The sequence below is a fragment of the Sphingomonas bacterium genome (assembly GCF_028289855.1).
Lineage (GTDB): Bacteria > Pseudomonadota > Alphaproteobacteria > Sphingomonadales > Sphingomonadaceae > Sphingomonas.
In genome coordinates this window covers 1-13919 of sequence record NZ_JAQGKZ010000107.1, presented here as the reverse complement: position 1 = coordinate 13919, position 13919 = coordinate 1, and the positions used below count along the sequence as shown (strand labels likewise).

At 65.4% G+C, this 13919-nt stretch carries 12 protein-coding genes and 1 pseudogene; 9 read left to right on the top strand and 4 right to left on the bottom strand.

Annotated elements, in window-relative coordinates:
• The 3 genes and pseudogenes from JWM94_RS12790 to JWM94_RS12780 form a co-directional block, all read right to left on the bottom strand.
• Positions 1 to 825, bottom strand: a pseudogene (locus JWM94_RS12790) (Fe-S cluster assembly protein SufB); the annotation flags it as partial.
• Positions 825 to 1250 carry an SUF system Fe-S cluster assembly regulator gene (locus JWM94_RS12785; protein ID WP_299427545.1) on the bottom strand — a complete coding sequence of 142 codons (426 nt, stop codon included), beginning with the start codon at positions 1248 to 1250 and terminating at the stop codon, positions 825 to 827. The pseudogene JWM94_RS12790 and the gene JWM94_RS12785, both read right to left, overlap by 1 nt.
• An 89-nt stretch (positions 1251 to 1339) precedes the next feature.
• Positions 1340 to 2194 (bottom strand): AraC family transcriptional regulator, encoded by an 855-nt coding sequence (locus tag JWM94_RS12780; protein WP_299427542.1) that lies wholly within the window; start codon positions 2192 to 2194, stop codon positions 1340 to 1342.
• Positions 2195 to 2430: 236 nt separating this feature from the next.
• Here JWM94_RS12780 and JWM94_RS12775 point away from each other — a divergent pair, with 236 nt between their 5' ends.
• The 3 genes from JWM94_RS12775 (at position 2431) to JWM94_RS12765 (ending at position 7231) form a co-directional block, all read left to right on the top strand.
• Positions 2431 to 3456: a quinone-dependent dihydroorotate dehydrogenase gene (locus JWM94_RS12775; RefSeq protein WP_299427536.1), complete on the top strand. Its 1026-nt coding sequence runs from the start codon at positions 2431 to 2433 to the stop codon at positions 3454 to 3456.
• 194 nt (positions 3457 to 3650) lie between these two features.
• Entirely contained in the window at positions 3651 to 5321 is a 1671-nt protein-coding gene (gene ggt, locus JWM94_RS12770; protein ID WP_299427533.1) for a gamma-glutamyltransferase, read from the top strand.
• 125 nt (positions 5322 to 5446) lie between these two features.
• Positions 5447 to 7231 (top strand): long-chain fatty acid--CoA ligase, encoded by a 1785-nt coding sequence (locus tag JWM94_RS12765; RefSeq protein ID WP_299427530.1) that lies wholly within the window; start codon positions 5447 to 5449, stop codon positions 7229 to 7231.
• A 21-nt stretch (positions 7232 to 7252) separates the two neighbouring features.
• Here the strand turns inward: JWM94_RS12765 and JWM94_RS12760 are convergent, their stop codons facing one another.
• Positions 7253 to 10177 carry a pitrilysin family protein gene (locus JWM94_RS12760; RefSeq protein WP_299427528.1) on the bottom strand — a complete coding sequence of 975 codons (2925 nt, stop codon included), beginning with the start codon at positions 10175 to 10177 and terminating at the stop codon, positions 7253 to 7255.
• A 120-nt stretch (positions 10178 to 10297) separates the two neighbouring features.
• Here JWM94_RS12760 and JWM94_RS12755 point away from each other — a divergent pair, with 120 nt between their 5' ends.
• The 6 genes from JWM94_RS12755 (at position 10298) to JWM94_RS12730 (ending at position 13730) form a co-directional block, all read left to right on the top strand.
• Entirely contained in the window at positions 10298 to 10870 is a 573-nt protein-coding gene (locus JWM94_RS12755) for a NifU family protein (protein ID WP_299427525.1), read from the top strand.
• Positions 10871 to 10914: 44 nt separating this feature from the next.
• A complete protein-coding gene (locus JWM94_RS12750) occupies positions 10915 to 11505 on the top strand; it encodes a malonic semialdehyde reductase (RefSeq protein WP_299427522.1) in 591 nt (196 codons plus the stop codon).
• Between the two features lie 26 nt (positions 11506 to 11531).
• Positions 11532 to 12143, top strand: a complete 612-nt coding sequence (gene tsaB / locus JWM94_RS12745) for a tRNA (adenosine(37)-N6)-threonylcarbamoyltransferase complex dimerization subunit type 1 TsaB (RefSeq protein WP_299427518.1) — start codon at positions 11532 to 11534, stop codon at positions 12141 to 12143.
• Complete coding sequence (gene rimI, locus JWM94_RS12740) at positions 12140 to 12610, top strand: ribosomal protein S18-alanine N-acetyltransferase (RefSeq protein ID WP_299427515.1); 471 nt, start codon at positions 12140 to 12142, stop codon at positions 12608 to 12610. The genes tsaB and rimI overlap by 4 nt, the downstream gene beginning before the upstream one ends.
• A 93-nt stretch (positions 12611 to 12703) precedes the next feature.
• Positions 12704 to 13123 (top strand): MucR family transcriptional regulator, encoded by a 420-nt coding sequence (locus JWM94_RS12735; RefSeq protein ID WP_299427512.1) that lies wholly within the window; start codon positions 12704 to 12706, stop codon positions 13121 to 13123.
• A gap of 184 nt (positions 13124 to 13307) precedes the next feature.
• Entirely contained in the window at positions 13308 to 13730 is a 423-nt protein-coding gene (locus tag JWM94_RS12730) for a Fur family transcriptional regulator (protein WP_299427510.1), read from the top strand.
• Positions 13731 to 13919 lie beyond the last annotated feature (189 nt).

Here is a 13919-nt window from a genome sequence, read left to right as displayed (position 1 = left end):
GTCGAGCGCGACCAGTTCGACCACCGCGGCGTGGAGCTGGTTCTCGTCGCGCATCGGCGCGGTGCAGCCTTCGAGGTACGAGACGTAGGCACCTTTGTCGGCGACGATCAGCGTGCGTTCGAACTGGCCGGTATTCTCCGCGTTGATCCGGAAATACGTGCTCAGCTCCATTGGGCAGCGCACGCCCTCCGGAATGTAGACGAAGGTCCCGTCGCTGAAGACCGCGCAGTTCAGCGCCGCAAAGTAATTGTCGTGCTGCGGCACGACCTTGCCGAGCCATTTGCGGACGAGGTCGGGATATTCCTTGATCGCCTCGCTGATCGACCGGAAGATGACGCCGGCGGCTTCGAGCTCCTTGCGGAACGTCGTCGCGACGCTGACGCTGTCGAACACCGCATCGACCGCGACGCGGCGCTGGGGCAATCCGCCCTGTTCACCGCCTTCGACGCCCGCGAGCAATTTCTGCTCCGAAATCGGGATGCCGAGCTTTTCGTAGACGCGCAGGATTTCGGGATCGACCTCGTCCAACGACCCAAGCTTCGGCTTCGCCTTGGGTTCGGCGTAATAATAAGCGTCCTGGTAATCGATCGGGTCGACGTTGAGCTTCGCCCAGTCGGGCATCTCCATCGTCAGCCACAGCCGGTACGCCTTGAGCCGCCACTCGAGCATCCATTGAGGTTCACCCTTCTTGGCCGAGATGAAGCGGACGGTGTCCTCGCTCAGCCCCTTGGGCGCGAATTCCTGCTCGATGTCCGAATGGAAACCCCATTCGTATGCCTTGTTCGCGGCGGCATGCGCTTCGGCGTTCTTGATGTCCGCTTCCATCAGGCGTGCTCCGCCACAGGCTGGGAGGCGAGATTGGCGAGGCTCACGCCAGCCAGCGCCCCGCGCACCGCGCCGTTAACGGCATTCCAGTGCGGCTTCACCTTGCAACTCCCCTCGACGCAGCAATCGTGCGCGCCGTGATCGACACACGACGTCATCGCAATCGGCCCCTCGATCGCTTCGACGATGTCGGCCAGCGTGATCGTCGCGGGCGGGCGCGAAAGGCGAAACCCGCCGCCGGTTCCCCGCTGACTTTCGATCAATCCTGCAGCGGACAATTTGCTCACGAGTTTCTGCACCGTCGGCAGCGGTAGGCCGGTTTCCTCGGCGAGGCTGGTCGCGTTGAGCCGGCCGATCCCGCCGCAATGGCGAGCGGCGGCGGACATCATCACGACGGCATAATCGGCCAGGCTGGACAGGCGCATTGTTGCGAATGACTCTCAAATCGGATCGATTTGATCCGATTGGGCATGTGGGCGTGCGCAGTCACTGCGTCAACCCGATTCAGGACGATTCACGTCTCCGAAATCAGCGTCTTGACCTGCCCGCCCAGCGCAGTGCGTTGCGCGACGGTGATCGCGGCGAGCGCAGTGGGCTGGTCGCGGATTTGCTTGGGGGTCAGCCCGGTGAATTGCTTCACCTCGCGGATCAGATGCGACTGGTCGTAGAACCCCTGCCCGACCGCGTCGTCGAAGCTCAGGTCGCGCCCGCGCATGGCCACCGCGGCGCGCAACGCGCGGAACTTGCGCGCGAGGAGCTTGGGCGGCGCGCCGTAAATCGCGTTGCACTTGCGTTCGACCTGACGCCGCGACAGCCCGGTCACCGCGATCAGATCGTCGATTTCGGGCGACTGGCTGTCCTCCAGCCAGGCATCGACCTGTTGCGCGAACCGCACCATCTCCACGCACGAATCGCCGACCAATTCGTGGATCAGCGCGGTGCCGATCGCAGTCATGGCGTCGATATCGGCCGCCCGCTGCAACGCCGCGCGCGTTTCCATCATGCGCGCGCCGAGCAACGCGGTCGGGTCGATCATGCGGTTGAGCGCGTTGGACGCGTCACCGCCCATCATCGCCGCCCAGCCCCCCGCGGTCAGTCCCCAGCCGAACAACCGCACCGGCCCCTCGGCGCGCACCTTGTACGCCGCGCTGCTCGGGCCGATCACATGGACCGGCATCGCCTGCTGTACCGTGCCATCGACAAAGCGATATTCGGCGGCGCCATCGTCGAGCCTGAATCGCATCTGCGCGTGGTCGGCGCGTTCCATGTCCTCGAACACCGGCAAGTCGGTGCTGAAGAAGTAGAATAGAGTAGCGTAATCAACAACGTCGGGTCCGGGGACCCGATAGTCGAGTGCGATATCGCTCACGAAAGCGCGCCCTTTCTTTCTTTCGTGATGTCGCTTTTATACGATTGTTTCGGAGCCGACCAGAGGGTCTACAGCGAAAAGCGGCCCAGCTCCCCAAGGGGAACCGGGCCGTCGAGGGAAAGAACCCCTCCCAGGGTCCTTCGGGTCGCAGGATTTGTTTATCCTTACCTTTCCGAGTCGTATTGGACGAATTCGCCGCTTTTGCGAATTTCGCGGGCGGGTGCCATGGCACTGACATGAGCTTTGTTTTGCGCCCCGCTTTGTTTGCGATCGACGCCGAGCGCGCGCACGGCCTGACGATCGATATGCTTGCCGCCTGGGGCGCGACGGGGACGCCGCTGGCGCCGCGACCGCCGGCGCTGCCGGTAACCGTGGCTGGGCTGACCTTCCCCAATCCGCTCGGACTGGCCGCCGGCGCCGACAAGGACGGGCGCGCGATCGCCGGGTTCTTCGGGCTCGGCTTCGGTGCCGTCGAGGTCGGCACGCTGACCCCGCTGCCGCAAGCAGGCAACCCGCGGCCCCGGCTGTTCCGGCTGGCCGAGGACCGCGCGGTTATCAACCGCATGGGGTTCAACAACGGCGGACTCGCCGCTGCTCTGCCCCGCGCGCGGGCCGCGAAGCGTACCGGCATCCTCGGCATCAATGTGGGCGCGAACAAGGACGCGACCGACCGCATCGCCGATTACGAATCCGCCGTCGCCGCCGCCGCACCCATCGCTGACCACGTGACGATCAACATCAGTTCGCCCAACACGCCGGGGCTTCGCGAGCTCCAGCACGGGCCAGCACTGGTCGACCTGCTCACACGATCGGCGGCCGCACGCGGCACGACGCCCTTGTTCCTCAAGATCGCGCCCGACCAGGAACCCGCGCAGATCGACGAGATCGCGCGCGCCGCGATCGACGCCGGGGTCGACGCGCTGATCGTCGGCAACACCACCGTCAGCCGGCCAACGTTGCGGTCGTCCAACGCGATCGAACAAGGCGGCCTGTCGGGCGCCCCGCTCGCCGCCCTCGCCGCGCAACGCCTGCGCGACTTCCGTGCCGCGACCGGTGGAAAGCTCGCGCTGATCGCGGTAGGCGGCATCGACAGCGGCGCCGAAGCCTATGCCCGCCTTCGTGCCGGAGCGAGCCTGATACAGCTCTACACCGGCCTGGTTTATGGCGGCCCGGGCTTGCCCGTGCAGATCGTCCGGGATCTCGCCGCGTTCCTGGCTCGCGACGGATTTGCCAGCATTGAGGATGCGATCGGTTCGGCCTAGCGTGGCTCTCGTACAAACGGGGGACGGGACATGGGCAGCTTTTCGATCTTCCATTGGGCCATTTTCGGCATCATCTTGCTACTGCCAGTCGTCGCGGGAATAGCGATCGCGGTGGTGCTCACGCGCAATGCGCGCAAATAGCGGAATGCCGTAGCGTCTTGCCACCCGCCCCTACACCGCTAGGGTCGCGGGCCATGAAGAAGCTCCTCCTCACCCTCGCCCTCATCCTGTTTTCGCCCGCCGCCGCATCGGCGCAGGGCATCGTGTCCTCCGCCGATCCGCGCGCGTCCGCCGCGGGTCAGGAAATCCTGCGCAAGGGCGGCAGCGCTGCCGATGCGGCGATGGCGATGATGCTCGCGCTGACCGTGGTCGAGCCGCAGTCGAGCGGCATCGGCGGGGGCGGGTTTTTCGTCTATAACGACGGCAAGACCGGCATGGTGTCCACCGTCGACGGGCGCGAGGCAGCGCCGATGGCGGCCACCCCGCAACGTTTCGTCGGGCCCGACGGGAAGGCGCTGCCGTTCATTCAAGCCTTCCCCGGCGGCAAGTCGGTCGGCGTGCCCGGCAACGTCCGGCTGATGGCGATGGTCCATGCGCGCTGGGGTAAGTTGGCGTGGAAGGAATTGTTCGCGCCCGCGATCCGGCTGGCGGAGGACGGGTATCAAGTGACGCGGCCGATGAACGCGGGCGTCGCGATGGTGTCGCCACTGTGGAAGGATTTCCCGGCGGTCGCCAACCAATATCTGATCGACGGCAAGCCGCCCGAAATCGGTGCGACGATCAAGAACCCCGCGCTGGCCAAAATATTGCGCAAGATCGCGGATGACGGGCCGGAGGCGTTTTACACCGGCAAGAACGCCCAGGCGATCGTCGACGCCGCGACCGGCAGCAAGGTCGCGCCGAGCGACATGACGCTGTCCGACCTTGCCGATTACCGCGCCAAGGAGCGCCCACCGGTTTGCGGATACTACCGGGCCTACAAGATTTGCGGGATGGGGCCGCCCTCGTCGGGGGCAACGACCGTGCTCGGCATCCTCGGCATGCTCGAACGCTTCGACATGAAGAAACTGGGTAAGGATTCGCCAATTGCCTGGCATCTGATCGGCGAGGCGATGGAGCTGGCTTATGCCGACCGCGAGAAATATCTCGGCGACCGCGATTTCGTCGAGGTGCCGGTCGCCGGGCTGATCGACACGGCCTATCTCAAGGCGCGCTCGAAGCTGATCTCGCCGACCAGCACGCTGGCCAAATACGAGGCCGGCATGCCCCCGGGCGCACCGCCGCGCACGGCGGCGACACAGAACGAAGTCCCCGGCACCACGCACTTCGTCGCGATCGACGGCGACGGCAATATCGTCAGCATGACCTCGACCGTCGAGGGTCCGTTCGGCAGCCAGCTGCTCGCCAACGGCTTCGTCCTCAACAACGAACTGACCGACTTCACGCTCGCCCCCGAAAAGGACGGCAAGCCTGTCGCCAACCGCGTCCAGCCGGGCAAGCGCCCGTTGTCGTCGATGTCGCCGACGATCGTGTACGACACCAAGACCGGCAAGCCGGTGTTCGTGGTGGGCGCGGCGGGCGGCAAGACGATCATCATGCAAGTCACGAAGGCGATCATCGCCCGGCTCGACTGGGGGATGGAACCGCGCGACGCGCTCGGGCTGGGGCTGATCTATTTCAACCAGGACGGCGTCATTCTCGAACAGGGCACCAGCCTGGAAGCGCTCAAGCCTGCGATGGAAAAACTCGGCAACAAGGTGTCGATCGCCAAGCTGGGCCTCAAGGCCAACGCCGCGGCATGGGATGGTACAAAATGGGTCGGCGCCGCCGATCCGCGCAGCGTTGGAGTGGCGTTGGAGCAATAGCTACATCCGTTCGCCCTGAGCCTGTCGAAGGGCGTGTTTCGCACCACGTGCTTCGACAAGCTCAGCACGAACGGTCATTTTTTGAGGCGTAGCGGAAGACCGCGCGCCAGCAGGAGAGGAGCCGCATGCGGCAGATCGAACATTTCCCCAATCTCGTCGCGATGTTCTTCGCACGGGCGGCGGTAGGCGGCGACGCGCCATTCCTGTGGCACAAGCAGGGCGAGGCCTGGGTATCGCTCAGTTGGGCCGATGCCGCGAAGCAAGTCGCGAGCCTTGCCGCGGGTCTCAAGGCGATCGGCCTCCAGCCCGGCGACCGCGTGATGCTGGTCAGCGAAAATCGCCCCGAATGGTGTATCAGCGACCTCGGGATCATGGCCGCGGGCTGCGTGACGGTGCCGACCTACATCACCAATACCGAGCGCGATCACACGCATATCCTGGAGAATTCGGGCGCGCGCGCGGTGATCGTGTCGACCGCCAAGCTGGCGCGCGCGCTGCTCCCCGCGGCGATCCGGGCGAGCGAGTCGCGGTTCATCATCGGCATCGACGACCTCCGCGTGATGCAGACCGGCACGCTCGATTACCATCCGTGGCACAAGCTGATCGCCGACCATCCGACCGACCCGTCGGCGATGGCATCGACCGCAACGCGCGACGATTTGGCGTGCATCATCTACACCAGCGGCACGGGCGGCGCGCCGCGCGGGGTGCAGCAGCATCACGGCGCGATCCTGCATAACGTCGAGGGATGCTGCACCTTGATCGCCGAGGATTTCGGCTGGGAAGACGAAGTGTTTCTGTCGTTCCTCCCGCTCTCTCACGCCTACGAGCACACGGGCGGCCAGCATTTCCCGATCGGACTCGGCGCGCAGATCTATTACGCCGAAGGGCTGGAGAAGCTCGCCAGCAACATCGAGGAAGTGCGCCCGACGATCATGGTCGTCGTGCCGCGGCTGTTCGAGGTGCTGCGTACGCGGATCGTCAAGGCGATCGAGAAGCAGGGCAAACTGTCCAACTATCTGCTCGACCGCGCGGTCTCGATCGGCGGCAAGCGCGCGGCGGGCGGCGTGCCGATCTACGACCAGCCGATGAACCTGATCGTGAAGTCGCTGCTGATGCCCAAGATTTCGAAGCGTTTCGGCGGGCGGATCAAGGCGATGGTGTCGGGCGGGGCGCCGCTCAATCCCGAAATCGGCATCTTCTTCCAGTCGCTAGGGCTGACCTTCCTGCAGGGCTATGGCCAGACAGAGTCCGCGCCGGTCATCTCGTGCAACCGCCCGCGCGTCGGACTCAAGATGGACACGGTCGGCCCGCCGTTGCTCAACACCGAAGTCCGAATCGCCGAGGACGGCGAGATCCTGGTGCGCGGCGAGCTCGTCATGCACGGATATTGGCGCAATCCGGAAGAAACCGCCCGCGTCCTGAAGGACGGCTGGCTGCACACCGGCGATGTCGGGATCATCGACGAAAAGGGCCGGATCAAGATCACCGACCGCAAGAAGGACCTGATCATCAACGACAAGGGCGACAATGTCAGCCCGCAAAAGGTCGAAGGCATGCTGACGCTCCAGCCCGAGATCGGCCAGGCGATGATCGCAGGCGACCGGCGGCCTTACATGGTGGCGTGCATTGTCCCCGACGCCGAATGGACTCAGGAATGGTGCGCGAAGTCGGGCACGTCGTGTGACTTCAAGGCGTTGGCGCAGGACAGCGATTACCGCGCCGCGCTGCTCGCCGCGGTCGAGCGCGTGAACAAGGATCTGTCGGTGATCGAACGTGTCCGCCGCTTCATCGTCGCGGACGAGCCTTTCACGATCGAGAACCAGCAGATGACGCCGAGTTTGAAGATCCGCCGGCATGTATTGAAGGAGGTGTACGGCGAGCGGCTGGACGCGTTGTATAAGGGTTAAATCCTTGTCGAAAGGCGCAGTCTACTGCCCCGCCGCCACGACCAGTCCGGCCTTCGCCGCGACCGACTTCGGCACCACTTCCATCGTCCAGTCCTTGTCGGGCCGCAGATATTTCGCCGCCACCGCCTGGAGGTCCACCGCGGTGATGCTGTTGTAATCGACGACGATCGATTTCGCCGCGTCGATCCGGCGCGAGTCATAGGTCGCGCCCGCCAGCAGGTTGAGCCAGAAGCCGTTGCCGGTCGACGAGCGCAGCACATACTGGATCATCGGCGCCTTGACGCGTTGCAGTTCGTCGTCGCCGATCGGATTTTTGGCCAGGTCGGCGGCGATTTCGCGCGCGAGGCGGAAGAACAGAGCGGTCTTGTCGGGCGGCACCTGGCCGACCGCCATCACGCGCCCGCCATTCGCCGCGCCGATCGGCCAGCTCGCCTGGACGCTGGGGCTGTAGCTCGCGCCCGATTCGGTGCGCAGCCGGTCGAACAGCCGGTCTGTGAACACTTGCGCGAGCACTTCGAGCTTGCGGCTTTCGGCCACGCCCTCGACCCCGCCGCCGGTCGGCCACGCGATCAGCGCGACCGCCTGGTTTTCCTGACCGGTATGCGTGCGCACCACCGGATTGGCGTTGTGCGCGGGGAAGCGGATCGCGGCCGGCGTGACGGCGCTCGCGGTGCGCGGCTTGAGCGCGCCGAGCGTCTTGGCAACCGCGGCGATCGCCTCTTCCGCCTTGACGTCGCCGAACACCTGGACCTCGATCGGCCCGGTCGCCAGCACCGGCTGCCAGAACGCCTTGAACGTCGCCGGGGTCAGCGCATCGACCGCGGGCTTGGGCGGCGTGCCCCAGCGCGGATCGCGGTCGTGAAGGAAATATTCGAGGTCGCGGCTCAGCACGCCGTCAGGCGACGATTCGAACCCGGCGTAGCTGGTCGCGAGCAACGCCTTGGCGCGCGCGATCGGCGCCGGATCCCAGCCGGGCGACGCCAATTTGTCGGCGAACAACCGGAGCTGGTCCTGATAATCGGCGGGCGACGACACCGCGCCGAGCACGAACGCGTCCTCGTCGATGCCGAAATCCATCCCCAACCGGCGCCCGGTGGTGAGCTGGTCGATCTGTTCCTGGCCCAAATTGCCGATGCCGCTGGGGATCAGCGCGAGGTCGCCCGACCACGCCGGCGTCCGCCTGGTCGAGGGCAAGGCGTTATACCCGCCGCCCCAGCGCACGCGGACATAGACCCGGTTGGTCTCGCCCGGATTGGGATAGAGCATCAGCCGCACGCCATTGGCGAACGTGATCTTCTCCATCTCGATATCGGTCAGCATCTCGCGGCTGGCGACCTTGCCCGGAGGCCCGAGCGGCGGCAGTTTCGAGAAATCGACCGCGGTCAGCGCGGTGCGCTTCGTCACCAGCTTCGATACGTCGGCGGTCAGCGCGGCGGCCAGTTTTGTGCCCGCGCCGGTATCGGGGGTCGGGGTCGAGACGAACGCGCGCGTCGCGTCGCCTTCGAAGACGCGCTTGGTCGATGCGAGGATCGATGCGGGGGTGAACATTCCCTTTGCCCGCGCGTCGGTCAGGATCGCATAGGACACGTCGGGTGCCGCCACCGTCTCGCGGATGTCGAGCGCGGAGACCATGTTGTCGGCCTGCGCCGAGCCGGCTTCCACCCGCGCCGTATCGACGCCGTTCTTCATCGCCGAATCATATTCGGCCAGTTCGCGGTCGAGTTCGGCCTGGCTCGGCGGGTTCGTCATCGCGTCGGCGATCACCGCGCGCACGTCCTTGAGCGCCTGTTCCCAATTGTTGCCGATCGGCTGGATCGTCACGAACGTGCCGTTCACCGAGCGCGCGACGTCGTCGAGGCTAACCCCCGCCGAAATGAAGCTGCCGCCGCTGCGCGCACGCGATTCGAGCCGGCGGTTGATGATCTGAACCGCGAGAAGATCGACCAGCCGCTTCTGGTTGAAGATCACCAGATCGGCGTTGAAGTGCCACGGGCGCAGCACGCCCATCGACACGACGGTCGGGATGCCGGGCTCGACCAGCGAGCCGGTGATCGGCTGCTTGGTCGCGGGCGTGCCGAAATCGGGATCGGCGGGGTTCGCCCCCTTGCCCTTCCAGCTGGAGAAATTCTTGTCGACCAGGCTTTCGAAAATCAGCGGGTCGATATCGCCCGAGATGATCACGACCGCGCGTTCGGGGCGATACCATTTGTCGTGGAACGCGCGCAGCGACCCCGCAGTCGCCGCCTCCAGCGTCTTGGTCGTCCCGATCGGCGAGCGCACCGCGAACGGCTGCCCGGCGAACAACGCCGCGCGCATCGCGTCGCCATAGCGGACCTGCGGCCCGGGCGCCTCGCGCTGCTCGGCCTCGACCACCGGGCGTTCCGAGTTGACGACCTTGTCGTCGAAGCTCGGGGCTTCCATCATCCCCGACAGGATTTTCAGGCTTTCATCGACCGACTCCGGCGTCGCCGCCGGCAAATCGAGCTTGAATACCGTCTGGGTAAAACTGGTCTGCGCGTTGGTATCGCTGCCGAAGGTCGCGCCGAGCCGCTGCCATGTCCGCTTCGCCTCGTTATCGGCGACGTACTGGCTGCCACGGAACACGAGGTGCTCCATGAAGTGCGCATAGCCCTGTTCGGCGTCGTCCTCGTACAGCGACCCGGCGTCGATCCGGACTCGGATCGAGACCTGCCCCGGCGGCACGCCGTTCTTGCGTACGGCATAACGCAACCCGTTGGGCAGCGTGCCGAAATGCCAATTGGCATCGGGAGTGATGTCGCTGCCCTTGAACAGCCAGGGCGAGCGATCGACCTCAGGCCGGATCGTCGGCACGACGGCAGCGGGATTTTTGGCGTTCGGGACGTTCTGGGCGATCGCGGGGATCGAAAGTCCCAGAGTAACGGCGACGAGAAGCGAAAGGCGCGGAGCGCGGAACAGGATCGGCATATATCCCCGTCTAGGGCGTGGAACAGATACGGGCAATGAACGATCACGATCCCTGCCAGGCAACCATCCGTTTCCCGTTCGGTGCTTGATCCCCGCGCCCATCGCGCCCACATCGCCCCCATGCTGATCGAGACCGAGACCACGCCCAACCCGGCGACGCTGAAGTTCCTGCCCGGCCGTGCCGTGATGGACGCCGGCACGCGCGATTTCGCGACGCCGGAGGAAGCCGATGCGTCGCCGCTGGCGGAGGCGATCTTCAATCTGGGCGACGTGACCGGCGTGTTCTTCGGGCGGGACTTCGTGTCGGTGACCGCCGCGCCCGGGGTCGAATGGTCGAGCCTCAAGCCCGACGTGCTGGCGATCCTGCTCGATCATTTCAGCGCCGCCATGCCGCTGTTCAAGCCGGCCAGCGCCGGCTTCAGCGTACCCGCCGACGATGCCGGGATCGCCGACGACCCCGCCGATGCCGACATCGTCGCGCAAATCCGCGAGCTGATCGAGACGCGCATACGCCCCGCGGTCGCCAATGATGGCGGCGACATCATTTATCGCGGGTTCGACAAGGGCAAGGTGTTCCTCCGCATGCAGGGTGCGTGCGCGGGCTGCCCCTCGTCCACCGCGACGCTGAAGAACGGCATCGAGCAATTGCTCAAATATTACGTCCCCGAAGTCACCGAGGTCCGCGCGGTCTGACCGCTGCGACTTCGTCCGATCGTTGCCAGAAAGGTTTTTAAGTCATGGGCACACCGCTCACCGACGACGCACTAGACACGCTGTTCCGCACCGCCCGCACGTATAACGGCTATACCGACGCGCCCGTCACGCAGGTCGATATCGAGGCGATCTACGAGCTGGTGAAGATGGCCCCGACATCGGCCAACCAGCAGCCAGGCCGTTTCATTTGGTGTCTGAGTCAGGAATCGAAGGACAAGCTCGCCGGGTTCGCGAGCGCGACCAACGCCGACAAAATCCGTAAGGCACCCGCGACCGTGATCGTCGCCTACGACAAGGATTTCCACGAACACCTTCCCGAATTCTTCCCGCACGTCGATGCGCGGCCATGGTTCGCCGAGCCCGTCGCGCGCGAACGGCACGCGTTTCTCAATACGACGTTGCAGGGCGGATATTTCATCATGGCGGCGCGGGCACTGGGGTTCGATACCGGACCGATGACCGGGTTCGACAATGCCGCAGTCGACGCCGGGTTCTTCGCCGACCGGCCGAATTACAAATCGGTGATGCTCTCCACGCTGGGCCACGGCGACCCGTCGAGCATCTTCGGCCGCCTGCCGCGTCCGGATTTCGCGAAGTTCAACACTGTTGTCTGACCGTTGAATTGGGCTAGCGGGCAGGCATGACCCGCACCCTCGTCATCGAAACCGCCACCGCCGTGTGCTCAGTCGCCTTGATCGAGGACGGCAAGGTCGTCGCGGCGGCGCATGAGGTCGTCGGGCGCGGCCATGCCGAACGGCTGGTGCCGATGATCGCCGAACTGCCCGATGGTGGGCGGGCGGATGCGATCCTCGTGGATGTAGGGCCGGGTAGCTTCACCGGCATCCGCGTCGGCATCGCCGCCGCGCGCGGGCTCGGGCTTGGCTGGGGCGTGCCGGTGAGCGGTTATTCGTCGCTTCCGCTGATCGCCGCCACCGCGTTCGCCGCCGATCCGACGCGCGACCGGGTTGCGGTCGTTCTGGAGGGCGGGCATGGCGAGGTCTTCATGCAGCCATTCGCCGCCGATCCGTTCGCTCCCACCGCCGATCTGGCGTCGCTTGTGCCAGCCGAGGCGATGGCGCGGCTGGACGGCGCGCATCCAGTCGGTAACGGCGTTCGGTTCCTCGGTGGAGGCGGCGAAGACAGGCTGCCCAGCGCCGCCGACTCGATCCTGCTGGCATCGGCTTTCACCGCCCTGCCCCCGCGCCCGATCTACGGCCGCGCGCCCGACGCCAAACCGATGGCGGCCCGATGAGCACCGCCGCAATCGATCTGCGCGAGGGCGACGTTCGCGACCTCGACCGAATCGACCGGCTGATGGCCGACGCGTTCGACCCGCGCTGGGGCGAGGCGTGGACTCGCAACCAGGTGATCGGAATCCTGTCGGTCCCGGGCGTGTGGCTGACGATCGCCGAACTGAACGGCCGCGCGGTCGGATTCGCGCTGATTCGCGGTGTGCTCGACGAGGCCGAGCTACTGTTGCTCGCGGTGATTCCCGAAGCGCGGCGCAACGGCGTCGGCGCGGCGTTGCTGCGATCGGTCGTCGCGGATTGCGCGATGCGCGGCATCGTGTCGATGCATCTGGAGGTGCGCGACGGCAACGACGCGATCAAATTGTATAGAAATTCGGGATTTAGCAAGGTCGGCGAGCGGCGCGATTACTATCGCGGGCCCAATGGGCAAAGTTACTCGGCCATAACCCTTCGCCGCGCGACACGATAACTCGTCACCATCGCCTTGCACATTGCTTCGGGAACGCTCAAAGGGCGTTCGCTGGGGAGCAAAAACATCCAAAAAACGGGGTTAGGAACGACAATGGACGATATGACTGAAATGCAGGAAACGCTGGTCACGCTGACCGCCGACATCGCCGCCGAATATCTCGGCAATAACAATGTCGCGGTTTCCGACATCGAACTGGTCATCCAGAACATCTATCGCGGCTTGTCGAAACTGAACCCGGCCGCGCCGCCGCCTGCGCCGAAGCAGGAGCCGGCGGTTTCGATCCGCGCGTCGATCAAGCCCGATTACGTCGTGTGCCTGGAAGACGGCAAGAAGCTCAAGATGCTCAAGCGCCACTTGATGACGCATTATCAGATGACGCCCGACCAGTACCGCGCCAAGTGGGGCCTGCCCGCCGACTATCCGATGGTCGCGCCCAACTATGCCGAGCAGCGCCGCACGCTGGCGAAGAAGATCGGCCTGGGCACCAAGCGCCGCAAGACGGTAAAGTAACGCGCGCCCGATCCGTGCCGTCATCCCAGCGCAAGCTGGGATCTCCGGCGATGCGCGGGATAGGAGTTGCACGATACCCCGGCTTTCGCTGGGGTGACGATAGAGGGGAGCGCCGCGAGGCCTCCCCTTTGTTGCGAGTCACTCTCGCCTTTCGCAACAAGTGCAATGCGCCTATATCGGCCCGATGGCGCGCAAGATCGATCTCGAAGCTCTCTGCAACGAAAAGGGACTGCGCATCACCGAGCAGCGCCGTGTCATCGCGCGCGTGCTGAGCGAGGCCGAGGACCATCCCGACGTCGAGAAGGTCTATGAACGCGCATCGCACATCGATCCCGGCATATCGATCGCCACGGTCTACCGCACCGTCCGCCTGTTCGAGGAAGCCGGCATCCTCGACCGCCACGATTTCGGCGATGGCCGCTCGCGCTACGAACCAGCGCCCGAATCGCATCACGATCACCTGATCGACATCGAGACCGGCAATGTGCTCGAATTCGTCGATCCCGAGCTCGAACAACTCCAGAAACAGATCGCCGAGAAGCTCGGCTTTCGCCTGGTCGACCACCGGATGGAACTGTACGGGGTCAGCCTGGACCGGAAGTCCTGAGCCCCGATCAACGCGCCGCCGCGGCTGCCGGCAACCCGCCGCCGATCGACCCGCTCGGCTGGCTCCGCATCGTCTTCCGCACGGCCGGCTTGCTCGGCGCGCTGTTGATCACCGTCCCGCTCCACTACCTGTGGCGGCTGTTCCGGCTGGGCTCACCATGGCCGCGCATCTTCCTCGGCTGGGCGGCGC

What these genes read in the sequence shown, in the direction of transcription:
- ggt (WP_299427533.1), top strand. Translation starts at nt 3,651, where the DNA reads ATGAAGAAGCTCCTCCTCACCCTCGCCCTCATCCTGTTTTCGCCCGCC.
- JWM94_RS12750 (WP_299427522.1), top strand. Translation starts at nt 10,915, where the DNA reads ATGGGCACACCGCTCACCGACGACGCACTAGACACGCTGTTCCGCACC.
- JWM94_RS12730 (WP_299427510.1), top strand. Translation starts at nt 13,308, where the DNA reads ATGGCGCGCAAGATCGATCTCGAAGCTCTCTGCAACGAAAAGGGACTG.
- JWM94_RS12785 (WP_299427545.1), bottom strand. Translation starts at nt 1,250, where the DNA reads ATGCGCCTGTCCAGCCTGGCCGATTATGCCGTCGTGATGATGTCCGCC.
- JWM94_RS12775 (WP_299427536.1), top strand. Translation starts at nt 2,431, where the DNA reads ATGAGCTTTGTTTTGCGCCCCGCTTTGTTTGCGATCGACGCCGAGCGC.
- JWM94_RS12760 (WP_299427528.1), bottom strand. Translation starts at nt 10,177, where the DNA reads ATGCCGATCCTGTTCCGCGCTCCGCGCCTTTCGCTTCTCGTCGCCGTT.
- tsaB (WP_299427518.1), top strand. Translation starts at nt 11,532, where the DNA reads ATGACCCGCACCCTCGTCATCGAAACCGCCACCGCCGTGTGCTCAGTC.
- JWM94_RS12755 (WP_299427525.1), top strand. Translation starts at nt 10,298, where the DNA reads ATGCTGATCGAGACCGAGACCACGCCCAACCCGGCGACGCTGAAGTTC.
- rimI (WP_299427515.1), top strand. Translation starts at nt 12,140, where the DNA reads ATGAGCACCGCCGCAATCGATCTGCGCGAGGGCGACGTTCGCGACCTC.
- JWM94_RS12735 (WP_299427512.1), top strand. Translation starts at nt 12,704, where the DNA reads ATGGACGATATGACTGAAATGCAGGAAACGCTGGTCACGCTGACCGCC.
- JWM94_RS12765 (WP_299427530.1), top strand. Translation starts at nt 5,447, where the DNA reads ATGCGGCAGATCGAACATTTCCCCAATCTCGTCGCGATGTTCTTCGCA.